Genomic DNA, 14,494 nt, shown 5'->3' on the forward strand with positions numbered 1-14,494 from the left:
AGGCCGGTCCGCGCGGCAAGCGCGGGGACTCAGCTCCGCGTGCCGTCGATCGCGCGCAGGAACTCGTTGCGCGCTTGCGCCGAGCGTTCGAACTCGCCCGCGAAGGCCTGGGTGACGACGCGCTCGTCGCCCCGGCGGTCCTCGCCCAGCAGCAGGCACAGCTGCTCGGCCTCGATGATGCAGGCGGCGCCCGCGGCGCGGCCGTGCGTCATCAGCGCGTCGGCGATGTCGCGCGTCATCCACTCCTGGTACGTGAAGCGGTGGCCGATCGCGTCCACCAGGCGGGCGATGCGACCGAAGCCGTGCAGCCGCCCGCCGGGCAAATAGGCCACATGGGCGACACCGCGAAACGGCACGAGATGATGCGGGCAGACGCCATGTACGGCGATGCCGCGCACGATGACCATGTCGCGGCGAGGATCCTCGAAGCCGTCGCCAAGCACGTCGGCGGGGTCGAGGTCGTAGCCGCCGAGCAAGCGCCGCTGCCAGAGCTCGCGCACGCGCTGCGCGGTGCGGCCGGTGTGGGCGTTGTCTGCTGCGATGCCGCAGGCACGCAGCAGGTCGCCGACCGCGCGCTCGAAGGCGCGGACATCGAAGTCGCCGCTGCGCGGAATGCCGATCGCGCCGGAAGGGCGAGCGGGCGGATGGTCGTGGCGGGTGTGGTCGTGTTCGGACGTGCTCATGCCAGAGGCTCCTGCGATGAGGCCGTGCCTCGGAGCCCCCGATGATACGCGCCCGGAAGGCTCAGGCAATGAACACGGGGTCGGAGAACACCAGGGTGCCGTCCCTGCGCATCATCAGGTTGTTGGCGTTGAGGATGTCGGGCAGGACCTGATAGTCCTCGACGAAATCCGACAGCGCCTTGAGCGCCTGCTGCAGGCTCAGGCTGATCGCCAGCGGATTCACCGTGATGTGGTAGAGCGCGATGCGACCCATGTCCGCCCCCAGGCGGCTCCATTGCTGGCACGAGGACCAGTAGTACTCGATCAGGCGCTTGGCGAGCTCGGCGGCCGGCGAGTCCTCGGCGAGCGGATAGAGGCGCTCCATCTCGATCAGGTGCAGCGGGTAGCCCGATGCGGCGCGGCCGATGATGCCGTGATCGGCATACACGATCGGGAAGTGCTCGCCGCGCGGGCGGTCGTCGGCGGTGTACAGGAAATAGTCGGCAGGCGAACTGACGATCTTGTACACCCGCTCGCCGTCGCCCTTGTCGAGGACCACCGAGTACTCGCCACGACCGATCTCGGGCTTGCCGTCGAGCAGGGGATGGGGCGGCACCGGGTCGGGCAGCGTGATCGCCTGCCGCCCGATCGCCTCGCGTGCCGCCGCCAGATCGATCATGGAACCTCCGTGCGTTACGCCATGATGTTATAGCCGGCGTCGACGAAATGCACCCCGCCGGTGACCAGGCGGCCGGCATCGGACACCAGGAAGGCGGTGAGGGCACCGATGTCTTCGGGCGTGACCAGGGAATGCATGGGCGAGCGTTCGACGGCGGCCGCCATCAGCCCGTCGAAGCCGGCGATGCCGGACGCTGCGCGCGTCATCAGCGGACCCGGCGAGACCGCGTTCACGCGGATGCCCTTGCCGCCGAGCTCGGCCGCCATGTAGCGGGTCGCGGCCTCGAGCGCCGCCTTGCACAGGCCCATCACGCCATAGTTGGGGATGACCTTTTCCGAGCCGAGGTAAGTCATCGTCACCAGCGCGCCGCCGCCTGCCTTCTCGAGCAGCGGCTCGGCCTTCTTCGCCAGGCGCACGAAGGAGTGGGTGGACACGTCCATCGCCATCGCGAAGCCATCGGGCGAAGTGTCGACCACGCGGCCGTGCAGATCGTCACGCTTGGCGAAAGCCATGCTGTGGATGGCGAAGTCGAGCTTGCCGTGGCGCGCCTCGATCTCGGCGAATACCGCGTCCATGGTCTCGGGACGGGTGACGTCGAGCAACAGCACGTCCTGCACGCCGAGGCGGTGGATGACCGGCTCGATGAAGGCGCGCGTCTTCTCGTTCTGATAGGTGATGACGAGCTTGGCGCCAGCCTGCGCGCAGGCTTCCGCAACACCGGTAGAGATGGATTTCTCGTTGGCGATGCCGGTGATCAGACCGACCTTGCCTTCCAGGCTGATGATGGGGCTCATGTTTTTTCCTTGTGGGAGGGGGAAGGGTGTTGGTGCAATGCAACAAAGGCGGATTGAAACCTTGCCGGATTACGAAAATGCGACCGGTCGTGAAATTAGGTACGCGGCGGTGTGCCTCGGTTTCGAGTATATTGCGCATTGCAGCATCTTTGGAAACCGAGCGCGGATTTTGCCTGCCGCCGAGTGGAATATGACACGGACCGCATACATCTTCATGGACTTCGATGGCGTCACCCACCCCTGGGGCGAAGTCGAGGACTTTCGTTGCCTGCCGCATATCGAAGCGGTGGTGCGGGAGTTCGCCGAAGCGCGGATCGTCATCGCTTCGGACTGGCGCATGCTGTTCTCGATGCAGAAGCTGGTCGCCCGCTTCTCGGATGATGTGCGTCCGCAGATCGCCGGTGCCACGCCCCACATGCTGCCCAAGACGGGCGCCGAACTGCACGGGCTGCGCGAGCGCGAGGCCATGCTGTGGCTCGCCCAGCACGATCCCAATCCCGCGGAAGCGGCCTGGTGCGCGATCGACGACGCCCCTGGCAACTGGCTGTCGCGTTCGCGCCTGATCCTCACCGACTTCAAGCGCGGCTTCACGACCGAGGACGCGGATGCCCTGCGGCGCGTGCTCGAGGGTTTTCGTGCCGGCACCGGCAACCGCCTCGAACGCGCAGCGCCCTCGCTGTGGGCGCGCAACATTGCCTGAGTTTGCGCGAATGAACGCTCCCGACATCCAGCTCCCGCCCGACGAGCTTGCCGCCTACGTCGACGCCGATGCCCAGCGCCAGGCCGCGCGGCTGGCGCAGGAGGCGTTCGCCCGCGTGTTCCGCCTCAGCGTGGCCGAGACCGACGCGGTGCGCCGCAAGGGCGTGGAATCGCTGCGGCTCGAACTGGCGCAATGGACCGCGCGGGGCCATGACCAGGAGGCCCGGGCCTTGCGCCTGGCGTTGCTGCTGAGCGGCATGGACCAGTGGGGCCTGGTGTGGAGCCAGGCCTTCGGGCTGGTGGCGATACCCGGACTCACCGAGCTCATCGGTGCATTGCGAACCGGCCTCGACGAAGCCGGGGAGGCGCGCTTCCTGCGGCATTTCGAAGGGATCGACGCCGCCGAGGCAAACGCGATCGACTTCAAGGTCGAGCTGCGACGCGGCCTGCACCTCGCGCTCTGGCACTCCTCGATCGCGACCGAGAACCGCGACGAAGCGCTTCGCCTGGCAACTCATCTCGGGAGCCAGCTGCTCGCGCTCAACCGTGTCATGCCAGTCGCGGGGTGGCGACTGGTGGCCGACGCGCTCGCCTTCATCCAGATCCGCTGCCTGGCGGACGGGCTGGCCGCCGATGGCGTCGGCCAGGAGGCCACCCAGGCCCTCTTCGCGGCGCTGGCGCGCGAGCTTCCGGCACCCCAGCGCGACCTCGTCATGGCCCATGCCGCGCGCGCGGTGGTGGCCTGGCAGCAAGCCAGCCGCGGCTCGGCGCAGATTCACTGATGGCACTCAAGGCCACGATCTTCAAGGCCGAGATCCAGGTCGCCGACATGGATCGGCACCACTACGCCGACTACAGTCTCACCCTCGCCCGCCATCCTTCGGAGACCGACGAGCGCATGATGGTGCGCCTGCTCGCCTTTGCGCTCTTTGCCGATCCAGCGCTCGGCTTCGGCAAGGGCCTGTGCGTGGACGACGAGCCCGACCTGTGGCGGAAGGACCTCACCGGCGCGATCGAACGCTGGATCGACGTCGGGCAGCCCGACGAGAAGTGGATCCGCAAGGCCTGTGGGCGTGCGCACGAGGTCGTGATCGTCGCCTATGGGCGGGCGCTCGAAGTGTGGTGGAGCGGGGTGCGCGCCAAGCTCGAGCGTCACGAGCGCCTGCGCGTGTTCCAGCTCGGCCGCGAGCAGAGTGCCGAGCTGGCCAGGCTGGCCGAGCGCACCATGCGGCTGCAGTTCAGCATCCAGGACGGCCACGTGTGGGTGACCAATGGTCGCGATACTGTTGGGATCGAGCCCACGCTGCTGTTTGGGGCCGAGCGCAGCTGAGGGTCCCGAGGGCCGCGTTCGGCGCCGACGCAGCGCGCCCGAATCAGGGGTGCCGCGACGCGTGGCAGGTGCAGTCGGGGTCCGCAGCCGGTGCTGCCGCAGCTTCCTCGGTCGTGGTCTGCCAGCGGAACCAGGGAACGACATGGGCCCCGGGCATCGGACGCGCGATGCCAAAACCCTGGCCCAGCCTGCAGCCCAGCCCGAGCAGCGCTTGCGCGTGCGCAGGTGTCTCGACCCCTTCGGCAATGACCTCGCGACCAAAGGTGCGCGCCAGCTGCACGACCGCGCCGACGATTGCGCGCGCCTCGTCATCCTCGAGCATGTCGAGCACGAAACTGCGGTCGATCTTGAGCAGGTCGACCGGCAGCTGCCGGTAATGGCGCAGCGAGGCGTAACCGGTGCCGAAGTCGTCGAGCGCGACCCGCACACCGAGTTGCCGGCAGGAATGAAGCACTTCGGTGGCGAGCACCATGTCGTCGAGCGCCGAGGATTCGAGGATCTCCAGTTCCAGTCGCGAAGCGGGGATGTCCGGGTGGCGGGCGAGTGCGCTGCGCACGATGCCGACGAAACCCGGCATCAGCAGCAGGCGCGCGCCGACATTGACGCTGACACCGATATCCATGCCCTGTGCGCGACAGGCGCCGAGCTGCTCGAGCGCGGCGTCGATCACCCACTGGTCGATCGCGGTCTCGAGCTCGCTACCGGCGACGTCGGGCAGGAAGCTTGCAGGCAGCAGCAGCCCGCACTCCGGGTGCTGCCAACGGATGAGTGCCTCGAGGCCGACGACACGGCCGCTGCTCATATCCACCTGCGGCTGGAAGTGGAGGACGAACTCGTGCTTGCGCAAGGCCTCGGCAAGGCGGTCGCTGCGCAGCTTGCGCTGGCGCTGCTCTTCCTCGACCCCGGTATCGAAATACTGGATGCAGTTGCGACCGCGCTGCTTGGCGCGATACATGGCCTGGTCGGCGTGGCGGAGCAGGGTCTCGGGGTCGGCGTTGTCCTCGGGGAACAGGGTGACGCCGATGCTGGCCGACACGCTGACGCTGTCGTGGCCGACCTGCAGCGGTTCGCTGATCGACTCCAGGACGCGCTCGAGCACGGTTTCGCCCTCCACGTCCTCGAGCAGCAGCACGAACTCGTCGCCGCCGAGCCTGGCCACGGTGTCGCTCGCGCGCAGGATGGCGTTGAGCCGATCGACAATGCCGATCAGCACTTCGTCGCCGGCCTTGTGGCCATGGCGGTCATTGATCGGCTTGAAGCCATCGAGGTCGATCACGCACACGGCGAGCGACTTGCCCGTGCGGTTGGCATGGGCAATCGCCTGACGCAGGCGGTCGTCGAGCAGGCGGCGGTTGGGCGCGCCGGTAAGCGGATCGAAGTAGGCGATGCGATTGAGCTCTTCTTCCTGGCGCTTGAGCCGGCTGATGTCGGAGAACATCGCCACGTGGTGCAGCAGCCGGCCTTCGGCATCGCGCACGCGGCTGATCGAGAGCACCTCGGCGAACTCGCTGCCGTCCTTGCGCCTGTTCCACAGCTCGCCCTGCCAGTAGTCATTGCGATCGAGGGCATCCCACATCGCACGGTAGAAGTCACGGCTCTGGCGCCCCGAGTTGAGCAGCCCCGGGTCGCGGCCGATGCTCTCATCGCGGCTGAACCCGGTGATCCGGGTAAAGGCCGGATTGACGTCGACGATGCGGTTGTCCGCATCGGTGATGATGATCGCCTCGTAGCTCGACGAGAACACGCTCGCAGCCAGGCGCAGCTTCTCCTCGGCCGACTTGCGCCGGGTGATGTCGATCTGCGCGCCGGTGAGCAGCAGCGCGTTGCCGTCGCCGCCGCGGCGTGCGGCGATGGCCCGATCGTGCACCCAGATCCAGTGGCCGTCGCGATGGCGCAGACGAAGGTCGTGCTCGAAGCAGTCGGTGTCGCCGCGCACATGGCGCGCGAGCGCCGCTTCGACCTCCGCGAGGTCGTCGGGATGGACGAGCGCCCGCCAGCGCGCGCGGTCGAGGCCCGAAGCGGGGACCGACTCGAGGCCGAGCAGCGCAGCCGAGCGGCGGTCGATCGACCACATGCCGCTCTCCAGGTCCCAGGTCCAGCTTCCGGCCTGGGTGGCCTCGACCACGTTGCGCAGGTGGTGGCGCTCGAGGTCGATCTGCGCGGCCAGCCTGCGCTCGGTGGCGCTGGCGCGGGCGAGCCGCAGGTTGTTCTGGAGCAGCCGCAGGAGCAGCAGCGCGATGGTGAATGCCGCCAGTCCGAGCGCGAAGATCCAGGCCTGGTACTGCTGCCAGATGTCGCGCAAGGTGACGGACGGACTGTGGTCGAAGGGGGGGAGCCGGAGCTCGCGCACCAATTGCTCCACGCCCGAGTAGTCCGCAGGGATGGTAAAGCCGCCAATCCCGGCGGCGTGGGCGGCCGGGTGGTCCGCCGGGAGTGCGAGCACGAGGGCGGCAACCTTGCGCACGACCTGCTCATCGGCATGGGCGAGGGCGACCAGCGGCCATTCCGGGTAGAGCCGGGTCGAGCTCTGATAGGGGAAGTCGGGAAGCGTCCGGCTGTCGAGCACGGTCAGCATCGAGAGGTCGCGCCCCTCGCGGGTGAGCTGCTCGAGCAGGCCGGTGCGTACGAAGGCGGCGTCGACCGCGCCCGCCAGCAGGGCGTCGATCACGCTGTCCTGGTCCTGGCCGAACAGGGACAGCCGCAGCGACCCCGGATCCACTCCGGCCTCCTTCAGTGCCATCGCCTGGGCGGGGTAGGTTGCGAGGAAGTTGGCGCCGGTGGTGGCGATCCGCTTTCCGGCGAGGTCTGCCAGCGTGCGCAGGCCGGGCGTGTCGCGACGCGCGAGGATCACACCGCCGAAGCTGCGCAGCACGCGATCGCCGGCACGTGTGAGCTGGGTTGCGATCGCCCCGGACAGCGGGTTCGACGCGCGTAATTCGATCAGGTGGGTGGGGTTGGTGAGGACGAGGTCGAGCTCGTGGCGGGCGAGCGCATCGCGCATCTCGGCGCTGTCGAGCACGCGCAGCCGAACTTCACGCTGCAGTCCCTCACCGAGGTAATCGACGAAGGGCTGCCACATCGACTCGACGAGCGGCCGCGGGCGCAGTGCGAACACACCCAGGGTGAGTGGCGGCTGCGCGTGGGCCGGGATTCCGGCGAGCAGCAGCAACCACACGGCGAGGTGGCGAAGCAGTGCGCCCAATGCCGTCCTGCACCCGCCTGCGCGCGAGGCGCAAGACGGACCTGCCTCGGCCGGTTGGCGGCAGGCTGCAGGGGCATCGTGTGCGCCGGCGGGGGAAAGAACGCACACGTGTGTTACGGTCCGGTGAAAAGACCGCCCATTTTAGGCAATGGGCGGGCGCGCATGTGCGGATTAATTCACGCCGCCTGCCCGCATCAGCCTTCGCGGCGCTTGTAGGGCTTGTGCTTGCCGTCCGGGCCGCGGCTGGGCCTGTCGAACTGCTTGTGCGGGCCGGCCGGGCCTTGCGGGGCGGGGCGGCGGTCGTCCCCGTCGCGCGCCCGCCCCTTGCCCGCAGGGCCGAAGTCCGGGCGCGGCTTGCGTTCAGGGTCGTAGGGCCTGCGCTCGCTGTCGCTGAACTTGCGCGGACGTTCCTCGCCGCCGGCCGGGCGGAAACCGTCTTCGCGAGGCGGGCGCCGGCGCTCCGGCGTGCTTGCGGCCTCGGCGGCGCTCAGCGCCCGAATGTTCAGCTGCATCTGCCGCACCCGGGTGCGCTTGAGCGTGGCGAGCAGATCCTCGGGCAGGTTGGCAGGCAGTTCCACCGTGGAGAAATCGTCGAAGAGGTGGATCTGACCGATGAACCTGCCTTCGATGCCGCCCTCGTTGGCGATCGCGCCGACGATCTCCTTGGGGCTGGCGCCGTGGGCGCGCCCGACCTCGATGCGATAGCGCACCAGGGCACCGTCGGAGAACGCGCGCCGGCGGGCGAGGATCTCGTCGCGATTCGGGCGCTGCGCGCGCTCGCGCGGCGCGCCGGTGGTGAAGTGCTCGGCGCGCGGGGCGCGGCCCTCGAAGGTGGTGGGCGCGGTCGCGATCTCCCAGCCGCGGCCGGACTGCTCGATCTGCAGCGGGCGTTCGCGCTGGGCGAGCAGGGTGAGTGCGGCGGCAACCTCGTGGATGTCGAGTTCGTTCTCCTCGACGAGGTCATTGACGATGCCCATGAAGAAGCCGAGATCCTCGCTGGCGATCGCATCGACCACCTGGCGCTTGAACTGCGCCACGCGCAGGTTGGTGACCTCCTCGCTGCTTGGCAGTGCGATCGGCGTGATCGGCTGGCGGGTGGCGCGCTCGATCATCTTCAGCATGCGCGTCTCGCGCGGCGCCACGAACAGGATCGCCACCCCCTCGCGACCGGCACGGCCGGTGCGGCCGATGCGGTGCACATAGGCCTCGGTGTCGTAGGGGATGTCGTAGTTGATGACGTGCGACACGCGCGGCACGTCGATGCCGCGGGCGGCGACGTCGGTGGCGATGACGATGTCGAGCGCGCCGTTCTTGAGCTGCTCGATCACGCGCTCGCGCAGACCCTGGGTCATGTCGCCATTGAGGGCGGCCGCAGCGTAGCCGCGTGCGGCGAGCTTGTCGGCGAGTTCCTCGGTGGCGATCTTCGTGCGCACGAACACGATGGCGGCGTCGAAGCTCTCCTCGGCGTCGAGGATGCGGGTGAGCGCATCGAGCTTGTCCACCCCGCGCACCAGCCAGTAACGCTGGCTGATCTTGGCCACGGTCGAAGTGGCGGCGCGGATCTTGATCTCCTGCGGCTCGCGCAGGTGGCGGCGGGCGACGTCGCGGATGACGTTCGGCATCGTCGCCGAGAACAGCGCGGTCTGGCGCTCGGCCGGCGTGTGCTCGAGGATCCACTCGACGTCGTCGATGAAACCCATGCGCAGCATCTCGTCGGCCTCGTCGAGCACGATCGCCTTGAGCGCATCGAGCTTCAGGCTTTCGCGTTCGAGATGGTCCATGACCCGCCCCGGGGTGCCGACGATGACCTGGGCGCCGCGCGACAGCTGGCGCAGCTGCACCACCATGCTCTGGCCGCCGTAGATCGGCAGCACGTGGAAGTTCCTGAGGTGGTGGGCGTACTTGGCGAAGGCCTCGGCGACCTGGATCGCCAGTTCGCGCGTCGGGGTGAGCACAAGTACCTGCGGTCGCGTGTCGGCGAGATCGATGCGCGCCAGCATCGGCAGCGCGAACGCGGCAGTCTTGCCGGTACCCGTCTGGGCCTCGCCGAGGATGTCGCGGCCGGCCAGCAGCTGCGGGATGCAGGCGGCCTGGATGGGCGAGGGTGTCTCGTAGCCGACCTCGGCGAGGGCGGAGAGAAGCGGCGCGGGCAGGTCGAGGTCGGCGAAGCTCAGCGTGGCTTCGGTGTCCGTGGGTTCGGGGCGGGCAGAGTCGGTCATGATGTTCCGGGCCGGGCACTACAAAAGCAAAAACGCGGCGCAAGGCCGCGTTCGGGATGAATCGAGGGACGTCCGGGACGTCGCGTCGATTACAGCGGGCGGATGTTGGCCGCCTGCAGGCCCTTCGGGCCGGTCTTGACTTCGAATTCCACGCGCTGGTTTTCGGCCAGGCTCTTGAAACCCTTGCTCTGGATTTCCGAGAAGTGGGCGAACAGGTCGTCGCCGCCGCCTTCAGGGGTGATGAAGCCGAAGCCCTTGGCGTCGTTGAACCATTTCACGGTACCGGTTTGAGTGCTCATTTTGCGTTCCATTTGAAAAATTGCGGGCTTGCGCCCCGGAGATGCAGGAACGATCAAGAAACGTAATCAGGGGGCATCAAACCGACACGCGCTCTCTTGGAACACGCTGGCAACCACCAGAACAACCACTGCTTGAATCGACTGCGAGCGGCACGATACACGCTTTTCGCAGCCTGCGTCGATTTATTTCACGATTGGCATGAAAAAAACCGGCGCGCCGTTCCGCGTCGCCGGCAAGCGTCGAGATAAGGGCGGATTCTCGGCCGATCCGCTCCACCCATGGGGCGAGAATCCGGGCGCTTCGGCTGCGCGCAATCGTCGATGATGCGCCGGCCAGCCCGCGGCTGGTGGGATAATCGCGGCCTTACCAGCATCCCAGGGATCTTCCATGCCCATTCAGTGGTTTCCCGGTCATATGGCCTCGGCGCGCAAGAAGGCGGCCGAGGCGATGGCCATGATCGACGTCGTCATCGAGGTCACCGACGCGCGCCTGCCCGAGGCGAGCAGCAATCCGATGATCGGCGAGCTACGGCGCTTCCGCAATCGGCCCTGCCTGAAGCTGCTCAACAAGTCCGACCTCGCCGACCCGGCGGTCACGCGCGCCTGGATGGACCACTACAACCGCCAGCCCGGCGTGAAGGCGGTGGCGATCTCGGCCAAGAACGCTGCCGAGGTGGCGCGTATTCCGCTGCTGTGCCAGCAACTCGCACCGCACCGCGACGACGGCACCAAGCCGCTGCGGATGATGATCATGGGCATCCCGAACGTGGGCAAATCGACGCTCATGAATGCGCTCCTGAAGCGCAAGGTGGCCAAGGTGGGCGACGAGCCGGCGGTGACCAAGCATCAGCAGACCCTGGACCTCGGTCCGGGCATGACGCTCACCGACACCCCGGGGATGATGTGGCCCAAGATCGACTACGACGCCGACGGCTACATGCTCGCCGCCAGCCACGCAATCGGGCGCAACGCGGTGATCGATGAAGAGGTCGCGGCTTTTCTCGGCGAGATCCTGATCGCGCGCTATCCGGCGCAACTGGGGGCGCGCTATCGCCTCGATGCCGCGCTGCTGGCGGCCATGGATGGACCGGCGCTGGTGGAGGCGGTCGGCCGCCGCCGCGGCTGCCTGGTCAAGGGCGGCGGGCTCGACTTGGAAAAGGCCGCGCAGATCCTGCTGCAGGACTACCGCGACGGTGCGCTCGGGCGCATCAGCCTGGAGACGCCGGAGTCGCGCATGGCGATGATCGCCGCTGCGCAGGCGGCCGCAGCGGCCGCGGCGGGTGCGGATTCCGCTCAGGCGGACGGTGGGGACGACTGACCCGGGCTGGCAGCGGACTCCTGCTGCGGGGCCGTGACATCCAGGATCGCGAACCAACGCAGCCATTGCCCGCATGCATTTCGCGGGCCGCGCAGGGAGCCGTGCCAGGGGCCTTCGTTGCAGGGGCCGCGCGGCTCGGCTGGATGCAGCTGCACGGTGACACCATCACCGTCGAGTGCGCGTCGGCCGCCCCAGCGATTGCAGGTGGGGCAGCGCCGAAGCTCGGCGATCAGGGGTGGGGTCGGCGGGGGGAGGGGCTGCGGCGGAGTGTGCATGGCTCAGATGCCGAAATAGCGGTCCGGACGGTGATTGACCGCGATCACGAAGTTCAGTGCCGCGGCGCCCAGCACCGACAGCGCCAGCTTGTCGACCGGCAGGAACAGCAGGCCGAGCGAAAGGATCGCGCAGTCGATCGCCATCTGCACCCAGCCTGCCCGCCATCCGCGCCGCTTCTGCAGGAAGAGGGCGAGGATGGTGACGCCGCCGAGGCTCGCGCCGTGGCGGATCAGGATCAGGATTCCGGTGCCGGCGAGCAGCCCCGCCATGATCGCGCCGAAAACCGGATCGAGCCGTTCGAAGCTGACCAGCGCCGGGACGAGCTCGGTCTGCGCTGCGAGCACGGCGACCGCACAGAAGGTCTTGATCGTGAACGCGCGCCCCAGCGTGCGCAGCCCGAAGACGTAGAAGGGCAGGTTGAGCAGGAACAGGACCGCGCCCAGTGGCCAGCCGACGAGGTAGTGCGCGAGGAAGGCGAGGCCGGTCGTGCCACCGGTCAGCAGCGTGCCCTCGCGGAACATCACCAGGGCGAGGGCGACGAAAAGGCAGCCGGTGAGCACGCCCTGAACGTCCTCGAACGGGGTGTGGGCGCGGCCTGCAGGTAGCAGCGGGCGCGCGGGTGAGGGTGTGGCTTCGGGTTCGGACATGGTTTCGAGACGGGAACTCAGGGCGCAATGATAAGGGTGGGCGGCGCGCGCGGATCGTCCGGGAAACCGGTTGGCACGACGGCTCAGGGATGCGTTTGTTATGATTCATGCCGACATGTCCCCGACAGGAAAACCATGAAGCTCCCGGCGGCCGGCGGGCTGCACGCCATCAACGCCGATCTGCATTGCCATTCGACGGTCTCGGACGGCTGGCTCGAGCCCGAGGCGCTCGTGCTCCGTGCGCTTGCCAACGGCGTCCAGTTGCTCGCGCTGACCGATCATGACGAGGTAGGCGGTATCGATGCCGCGGCGGAGGTCGCACGCGCGCATGGGCTGGCGTTCGTGGCGGGGGTCGAGATTTCGGTCTCGTTTGCCGGCGAGACCATCCATATCGTCGGCCTCGGTATCGATCATCGCCACCCGGTTCTGGTCAAGGGGCTCGAGCAGGTGCGCTCGGGCCGCGATGCGCGTGCGCAGCTGATGAGCGAGGCGCTCGAGAAGGTGGGGATCCGCGGTGCGCTCGCGGGTGCGCGCCGCTTCGCGCGTAATCCGGCACTGGTCAGCCGGGCGCATTTCGCCCGTCATCTGGTTGCAAGCGGCGTCATGCCAGACGTCAGGACGGTGTTCGACCATTACCTCGTGCGCGGCAAGCCGGGCTTCGTCGAGCACGAGTGGGCGGCGCTCGACGACGCCGTGGGCTGGATCCGCGCCGCCGGCGGCATCGCGGTGGTCGCGCATCCGGCGCGCTATCGTCTCTCGGCGGATAACCTGAGCCGGCTTTTCGATCGCTTCGTCGCCGCCGGTGGCGAGGCGGTGGAGGTCGTGTCCGGTGCGCATACGGACGACGAGATGCGCCGCTTCGCGACGGTGGCCCGCCAGCGGGGGTTGCTCGCCTCGCGCGCATCCGATTTCCACGGCGAGCGCGAGAGCCCGGTCGATCTGGGGCGCTGCAACCCGCTGCCGCCCGACCTCGAGCCGGTATGGTCCCGGCTGCTGCCTGCCGCCGCGTCGCACTGAGCGGGCAAGGCCCGCACGCCCCAACGCACGAATACGAACATGGCCCAATTCTTCTCCCTGCATCCCGAGCAGCCGCAGCCGCGCCTGGTGCGCCAGGCGGCCGAGATCATCCGCGCCGGCGGCCTGGTTGCGCTGCCCACCGACTCGGCCTATGCGCTCGCCTGCCAGGTCGGCGACGCCGCCCTGCTCGAGCGCATCCGCCGTATCCGCGGCGTGGACGATCGACATCACTTCACCCTGCTGTGCCGCGACCTCTCCGAGATCGGCACCTACGCGCGGGTGGACAACAGCCAGTACCGGCTGCTCAAGGCGGTCACGCCCGGCCCCTACACCTTCATCCTCGAGGGCACGAAGGAGCTGCCGCGCCGTGTGCTTCACCCCAAGCGCAAGACGATCGGCCTGCGTGTGCCCGAGCATGCGGTGGTGTCAGCGCTGCTTGCCGAACTTGACGGACCGATGCTCAGTTCCACGCTGATCCTGCCTGGCGAGGATCTGCCGCTGACCGACGCCGAGGAGATCCGCGATCGCCTCGGCAAGCAGGTGGAGCTGGTGATCGAGGCGGGTTATTGCGGTCCGGAGGCGACCACGGTGATCGATCTCACCTCCGGCGCGCCCGAGCTGGTACGCGCAGGGCGTGGCCCGCTCGAGCCCTTCGGCCTGTAGCATGCGGGGTTTAGATTCGAGTCCGCGATGGACGCATTGATCCCGACCCTGGCCATCTGGGCCCTGCCGGTGCTGCTGGCGATCACCCTGCACGAGGCGGCACACGGCTACGTGGCGCGGCACTTCGGTGATCCGACCGCCGACCTTGCAGGACGCATCACCCTGAATCCGCTGCGGCACATCGATCCGGTGGGCACGATCCTCGTGCCGGCAGGCATCCTGGCGCTGAGCTCGCTCGCTGGTGCGGGTGGCATCCTGTTCGGATGGGCCAAGCCGGTGCCGGTCAATTTCGGCCGTCTGCGCAACCCCAAGGCCGACATGCTGTGGGTCGCCGCCGCCGGCCCCTTCGTCAATCTTCTGATGGCGATCGGCTGGGCGGTCCTCTTCAGCTTCGCGGCGAAGAGCGATCCAGGCGCCTACACGGTGGCGATGCTCAAGATGGCCGATGCCGGCATCCAGATCAATGCCGTGCTGATGGTGCTCAACCTGCTGCCAATCCCGCCGCTCGACGGTGGTCGCATCGCCGTCAGCCTGCTGCCCAACCGCCTCGCCTGGCACTATGCCCGCCTCGAGCCCTATGGCTTTCCGATCCTGCTCGTGCTGCTTTTCACCGGCATCCTCGGCGACATCCTGTGGCCGCTGATCGCCGGTTTCCGCTACCTGCTCTCTACCGTTCTCGGTTTCTGAAT

14 protein-coding genes are annotated in these 14,494 nt (G+C 68.2%); 7 read left to right on the forward strand and 7 right to left on the reverse strand.

The window, feature by feature from the left end; all coding sequences use genetic code 11:
- Positions 1-29: 29 nt before the first annotated feature.
- From folE to fabI, 3 genes are all read right to left on the reverse strand, one after another.
- Complete coding sequence (folE, locus tag AAG895_RS07295) at positions 30-683, reverse strand: GTP cyclohydrolase I FolE (protein ID WP_345794839.1); 654 nt, start codon at positions 681-683, stop codon at positions 30-32.
- A gap of 61 nt (positions 684-744) precedes the next feature.
- Complete coding sequence (locus tag AAG895_RS07300; protein WP_345794840.1) at positions 745-1,341, reverse strand: hypothetical protein; 597 nt, start codon at positions 1,339-1,341, stop codon at positions 745-747.
- Between the two features lie 14 nt (positions 1,342-1,355).
- Positions 1,356-2,135, reverse strand: coding sequence for an enoyl-ACP reductase FabI (gene fabI / locus AAG895_RS07305; RefSeq protein WP_345794841.1), 780 nt, complete (start codon positions 2,133-2,135; stop codon positions 1,356-1,358).
- A 190-nt stretch (positions 2,136-2,325) separates the two neighbouring features.
- Between fabI and AAG895_RS07310 the strand changes: the two genes are divergently transcribed.
- From AAG895_RS07310 to AAG895_RS07320, 3 genes are read left to right on the forward strand one after another with little or no spacing between them, the layout of a single operon-like run.
- Entirely contained in the window at positions 2,326-2,835 is a 510-nt protein-coding gene (locus tag AAG895_RS07310) for an HAD domain-containing protein (RefSeq protein WP_345794842.1), read from the forward strand.
- A gap of 10 nt (positions 2,836-2,845) precedes the next feature.
- A complete protein-coding gene (locus tag AAG895_RS07315; protein WP_345794843.1) occupies positions 2,846-3,616 on the forward strand; it encodes a hypothetical protein in 771 nt (256 codons plus the stop codon).
- On the forward strand, positions 3,616-4,164 hold the full coding sequence (locus tag AAG895_RS07320; RefSeq protein ID WP_345794844.1) for a YaeQ family protein: 549 nt from the start codon (positions 3,616-3,618) through the stop codon (positions 4,162-4,164). Before AAG895_RS07315 ends, AAG895_RS07320 begins: the two co-directional genes overlap by 1 nt.
- A gap of 43 nt (positions 4,165-4,207) precedes the next feature.
- On the opposite strand, the gene AAG895_RS07325 is transcribed toward AAG895_RS07320, so the two are convergent.
- The 3 genes from AAG895_RS07325 to AAG895_RS07335 all read right to left on the reverse strand — a co-directional run bounded on the left by AAG895_RS07325 (position 4,208) and on the right by AAG895_RS07335 (position 9,884).
- A complete protein-coding gene (locus AAG895_RS07325; RefSeq protein WP_345794845.1) occupies positions 4,208-7,366 on the reverse strand; it encodes an EAL domain-containing protein in 3,159 nt (1,052 codons plus the stop codon).
- A gap of 194 nt (positions 7,367-7,560) precedes the next feature.
- A complete protein-coding gene (locus tag AAG895_RS07330) occupies positions 7,561-9,585 on the reverse strand; it encodes a DEAD/DEAH box helicase (RefSeq protein WP_345794846.1) in 2,025 nt (674 codons plus the stop codon).
- Between the two features lie 89 nt (positions 9,586-9,674).
- Entirely contained in the window at positions 9,675-9,884 is a 210-nt protein-coding gene (locus AAG895_RS07335; RefSeq protein WP_002926583.1) for a cold-shock protein, read from the reverse strand.
- Positions 9,885-10,272: 388 nt separating this feature from the next.
- Between AAG895_RS07335 and ylqF the strand changes: the two genes are divergently transcribed.
- Positions 10,273-11,202 carry a ribosome biogenesis GTPase YlqF gene (ylqF, locus tag AAG895_RS07340; protein ID WP_345794847.1) on the forward strand — a complete coding sequence of 310 codons (930 nt, stop codon included), beginning with the start codon at positions 10,273-10,275 and terminating at the stop codon, positions 11,200-11,202.
- Positions 11,203-11,480: 278 nt separating this feature from the next.
- On the opposite strand, the gene AAG895_RS07345 is transcribed toward ylqF, so the two are convergent.
- Positions 11,481-12,125 carry a YitT family protein gene (locus AAG895_RS07345; protein WP_345794848.1) on the reverse strand — a complete coding sequence of 215 codons (645 nt, stop codon included), beginning with the start codon at positions 12,123-12,125 and terminating at the stop codon, positions 11,481-11,483.
- 135 nt (positions 12,126-12,260) lie between these two features.
- Between AAG895_RS07345 and AAG895_RS07350 the strand changes: the two genes are divergently transcribed.
- Genes AAG895_RS07350 through AAG895_RS07360 form a run of 3 tightly spaced genes read left to right on the forward strand, consistent with a single transcriptional unit; the run spans position 12,261 to position 14,492 of the window.
- Positions 12,261-13,142: a 3',5'-nucleoside bisphosphate phosphatase gene (locus tag AAG895_RS07350; protein ID WP_345794849.1), complete on the forward strand. Its 882-nt coding sequence runs from the start codon at positions 12,261-12,263 to the stop codon at positions 13,140-13,142.
- 39 nt (positions 13,143-13,181) lie between these two features.
- Complete coding sequence (locus tag AAG895_RS07355) at positions 13,182-13,805, forward strand: L-threonylcarbamoyladenylate synthase (RefSeq protein ID WP_345794850.1); 624 nt, start codon at positions 13,182-13,184, stop codon at positions 13,803-13,805.
- Between the two features lie 27 nt (positions 13,806-13,832).
- The gene (locus AAG895_RS07360; protein WP_345794851.1) at positions 13,833-14,492 is read left to right on the forward strand and encodes a site-2 protease family protein; all 660 of its coding nucleotides are present in this window, start codon (positions 13,833-13,835) and stop codon (positions 14,490-14,492) included.
- Positions 14,493-14,494 lie beyond the last annotated feature (2 nt).

This window comes from Thauera sp. JM12B12 (assembly GCF_039614725.1).
GTDB lineage: Bacteria > Pseudomonadota > Gammaproteobacteria > Burkholderiales > Rhodocyclaceae > Thauera.

Excerpts from the sequence above, each read along its gene's own strand:
- folE (WP_345794839.1), bottom strand. The coding sequence starts at position 683 with ATGAGCACGTCCGAACACGACCACACCCGCCACGACCATCCGCCCGCT.
- AAG895_RS07300 (WP_345794840.1), bottom strand. The coding sequence starts at position 1,341 with ATGATCGATCTGGCGGCGGCACGCGAGGCGATCGGGCGGCAGGCGATC.
- fabI (WP_345794841.1), bottom strand. The coding sequence starts at position 2,135 with ATGAGCCCCATCATCAGCCTGGAAGGCAAGGTCGGTCTGATCACCGGC.
- AAG895_RS07310 (WP_345794842.1), top strand. The coding sequence starts at position 2,326 with ATGACACGGACCGCATACATCTTCATGGACTTCGATGGCGTCACCCAC.
- AAG895_RS07315 (WP_345794843.1), top strand. The coding sequence starts at position 2,846 with ATGAACGCTCCCGACATCCAGCTCCCGCCCGACGAGCTTGCCGCCTAC.
- AAG895_RS07320 (WP_345794844.1), top strand. The coding sequence starts at position 3,616 with ATGGCACTCAAGGCCACGATCTTCAAGGCCGAGATCCAGGTCGCCGAC.
- AAG895_RS07330 (WP_345794846.1), bottom strand. The coding sequence starts at position 9,585 with ATGACCGACTCTGCCCGCCCCGAACCCACGGACACCGAAGCCACGCTG.
- AAG895_RS07335 (WP_002926583.1), bottom strand. The coding sequence starts at position 9,884 with ATGAGCACTCAAACCGGTACCGTGAAATGGTTCAACGACGCCAAGGGC.
- ylqF (WP_345794847.1), top strand. The coding sequence starts at position 10,273 with ATGCCCATTCAGTGGTTTCCCGGTCATATGGCCTCGGCGCGCAAGAAG.
- AAG895_RS07345 (WP_345794848.1), bottom strand. The coding sequence starts at position 12,125 with ATGTCCGAACCCGAAGCCACACCCTCACCCGCGCGCCCGCTGCTACCT.
- AAG895_RS07350 (WP_345794849.1), top strand. The coding sequence starts at position 12,261 with ATGAAGCTCCCGGCGGCCGGCGGGCTGCACGCCATCAACGCCGATCTG.
- AAG895_RS07355 (WP_345794850.1), top strand. The coding sequence starts at position 13,182 with ATGGCCCAATTCTTCTCCCTGCATCCCGAGCAGCCGCAGCCGCGCCTG.
- AAG895_RS07360 (WP_345794851.1), top strand. The coding sequence starts at position 13,833 with ATGGACGCATTGATCCCGACCCTGGCCATCTGGGCCCTGCCGGTGCTG.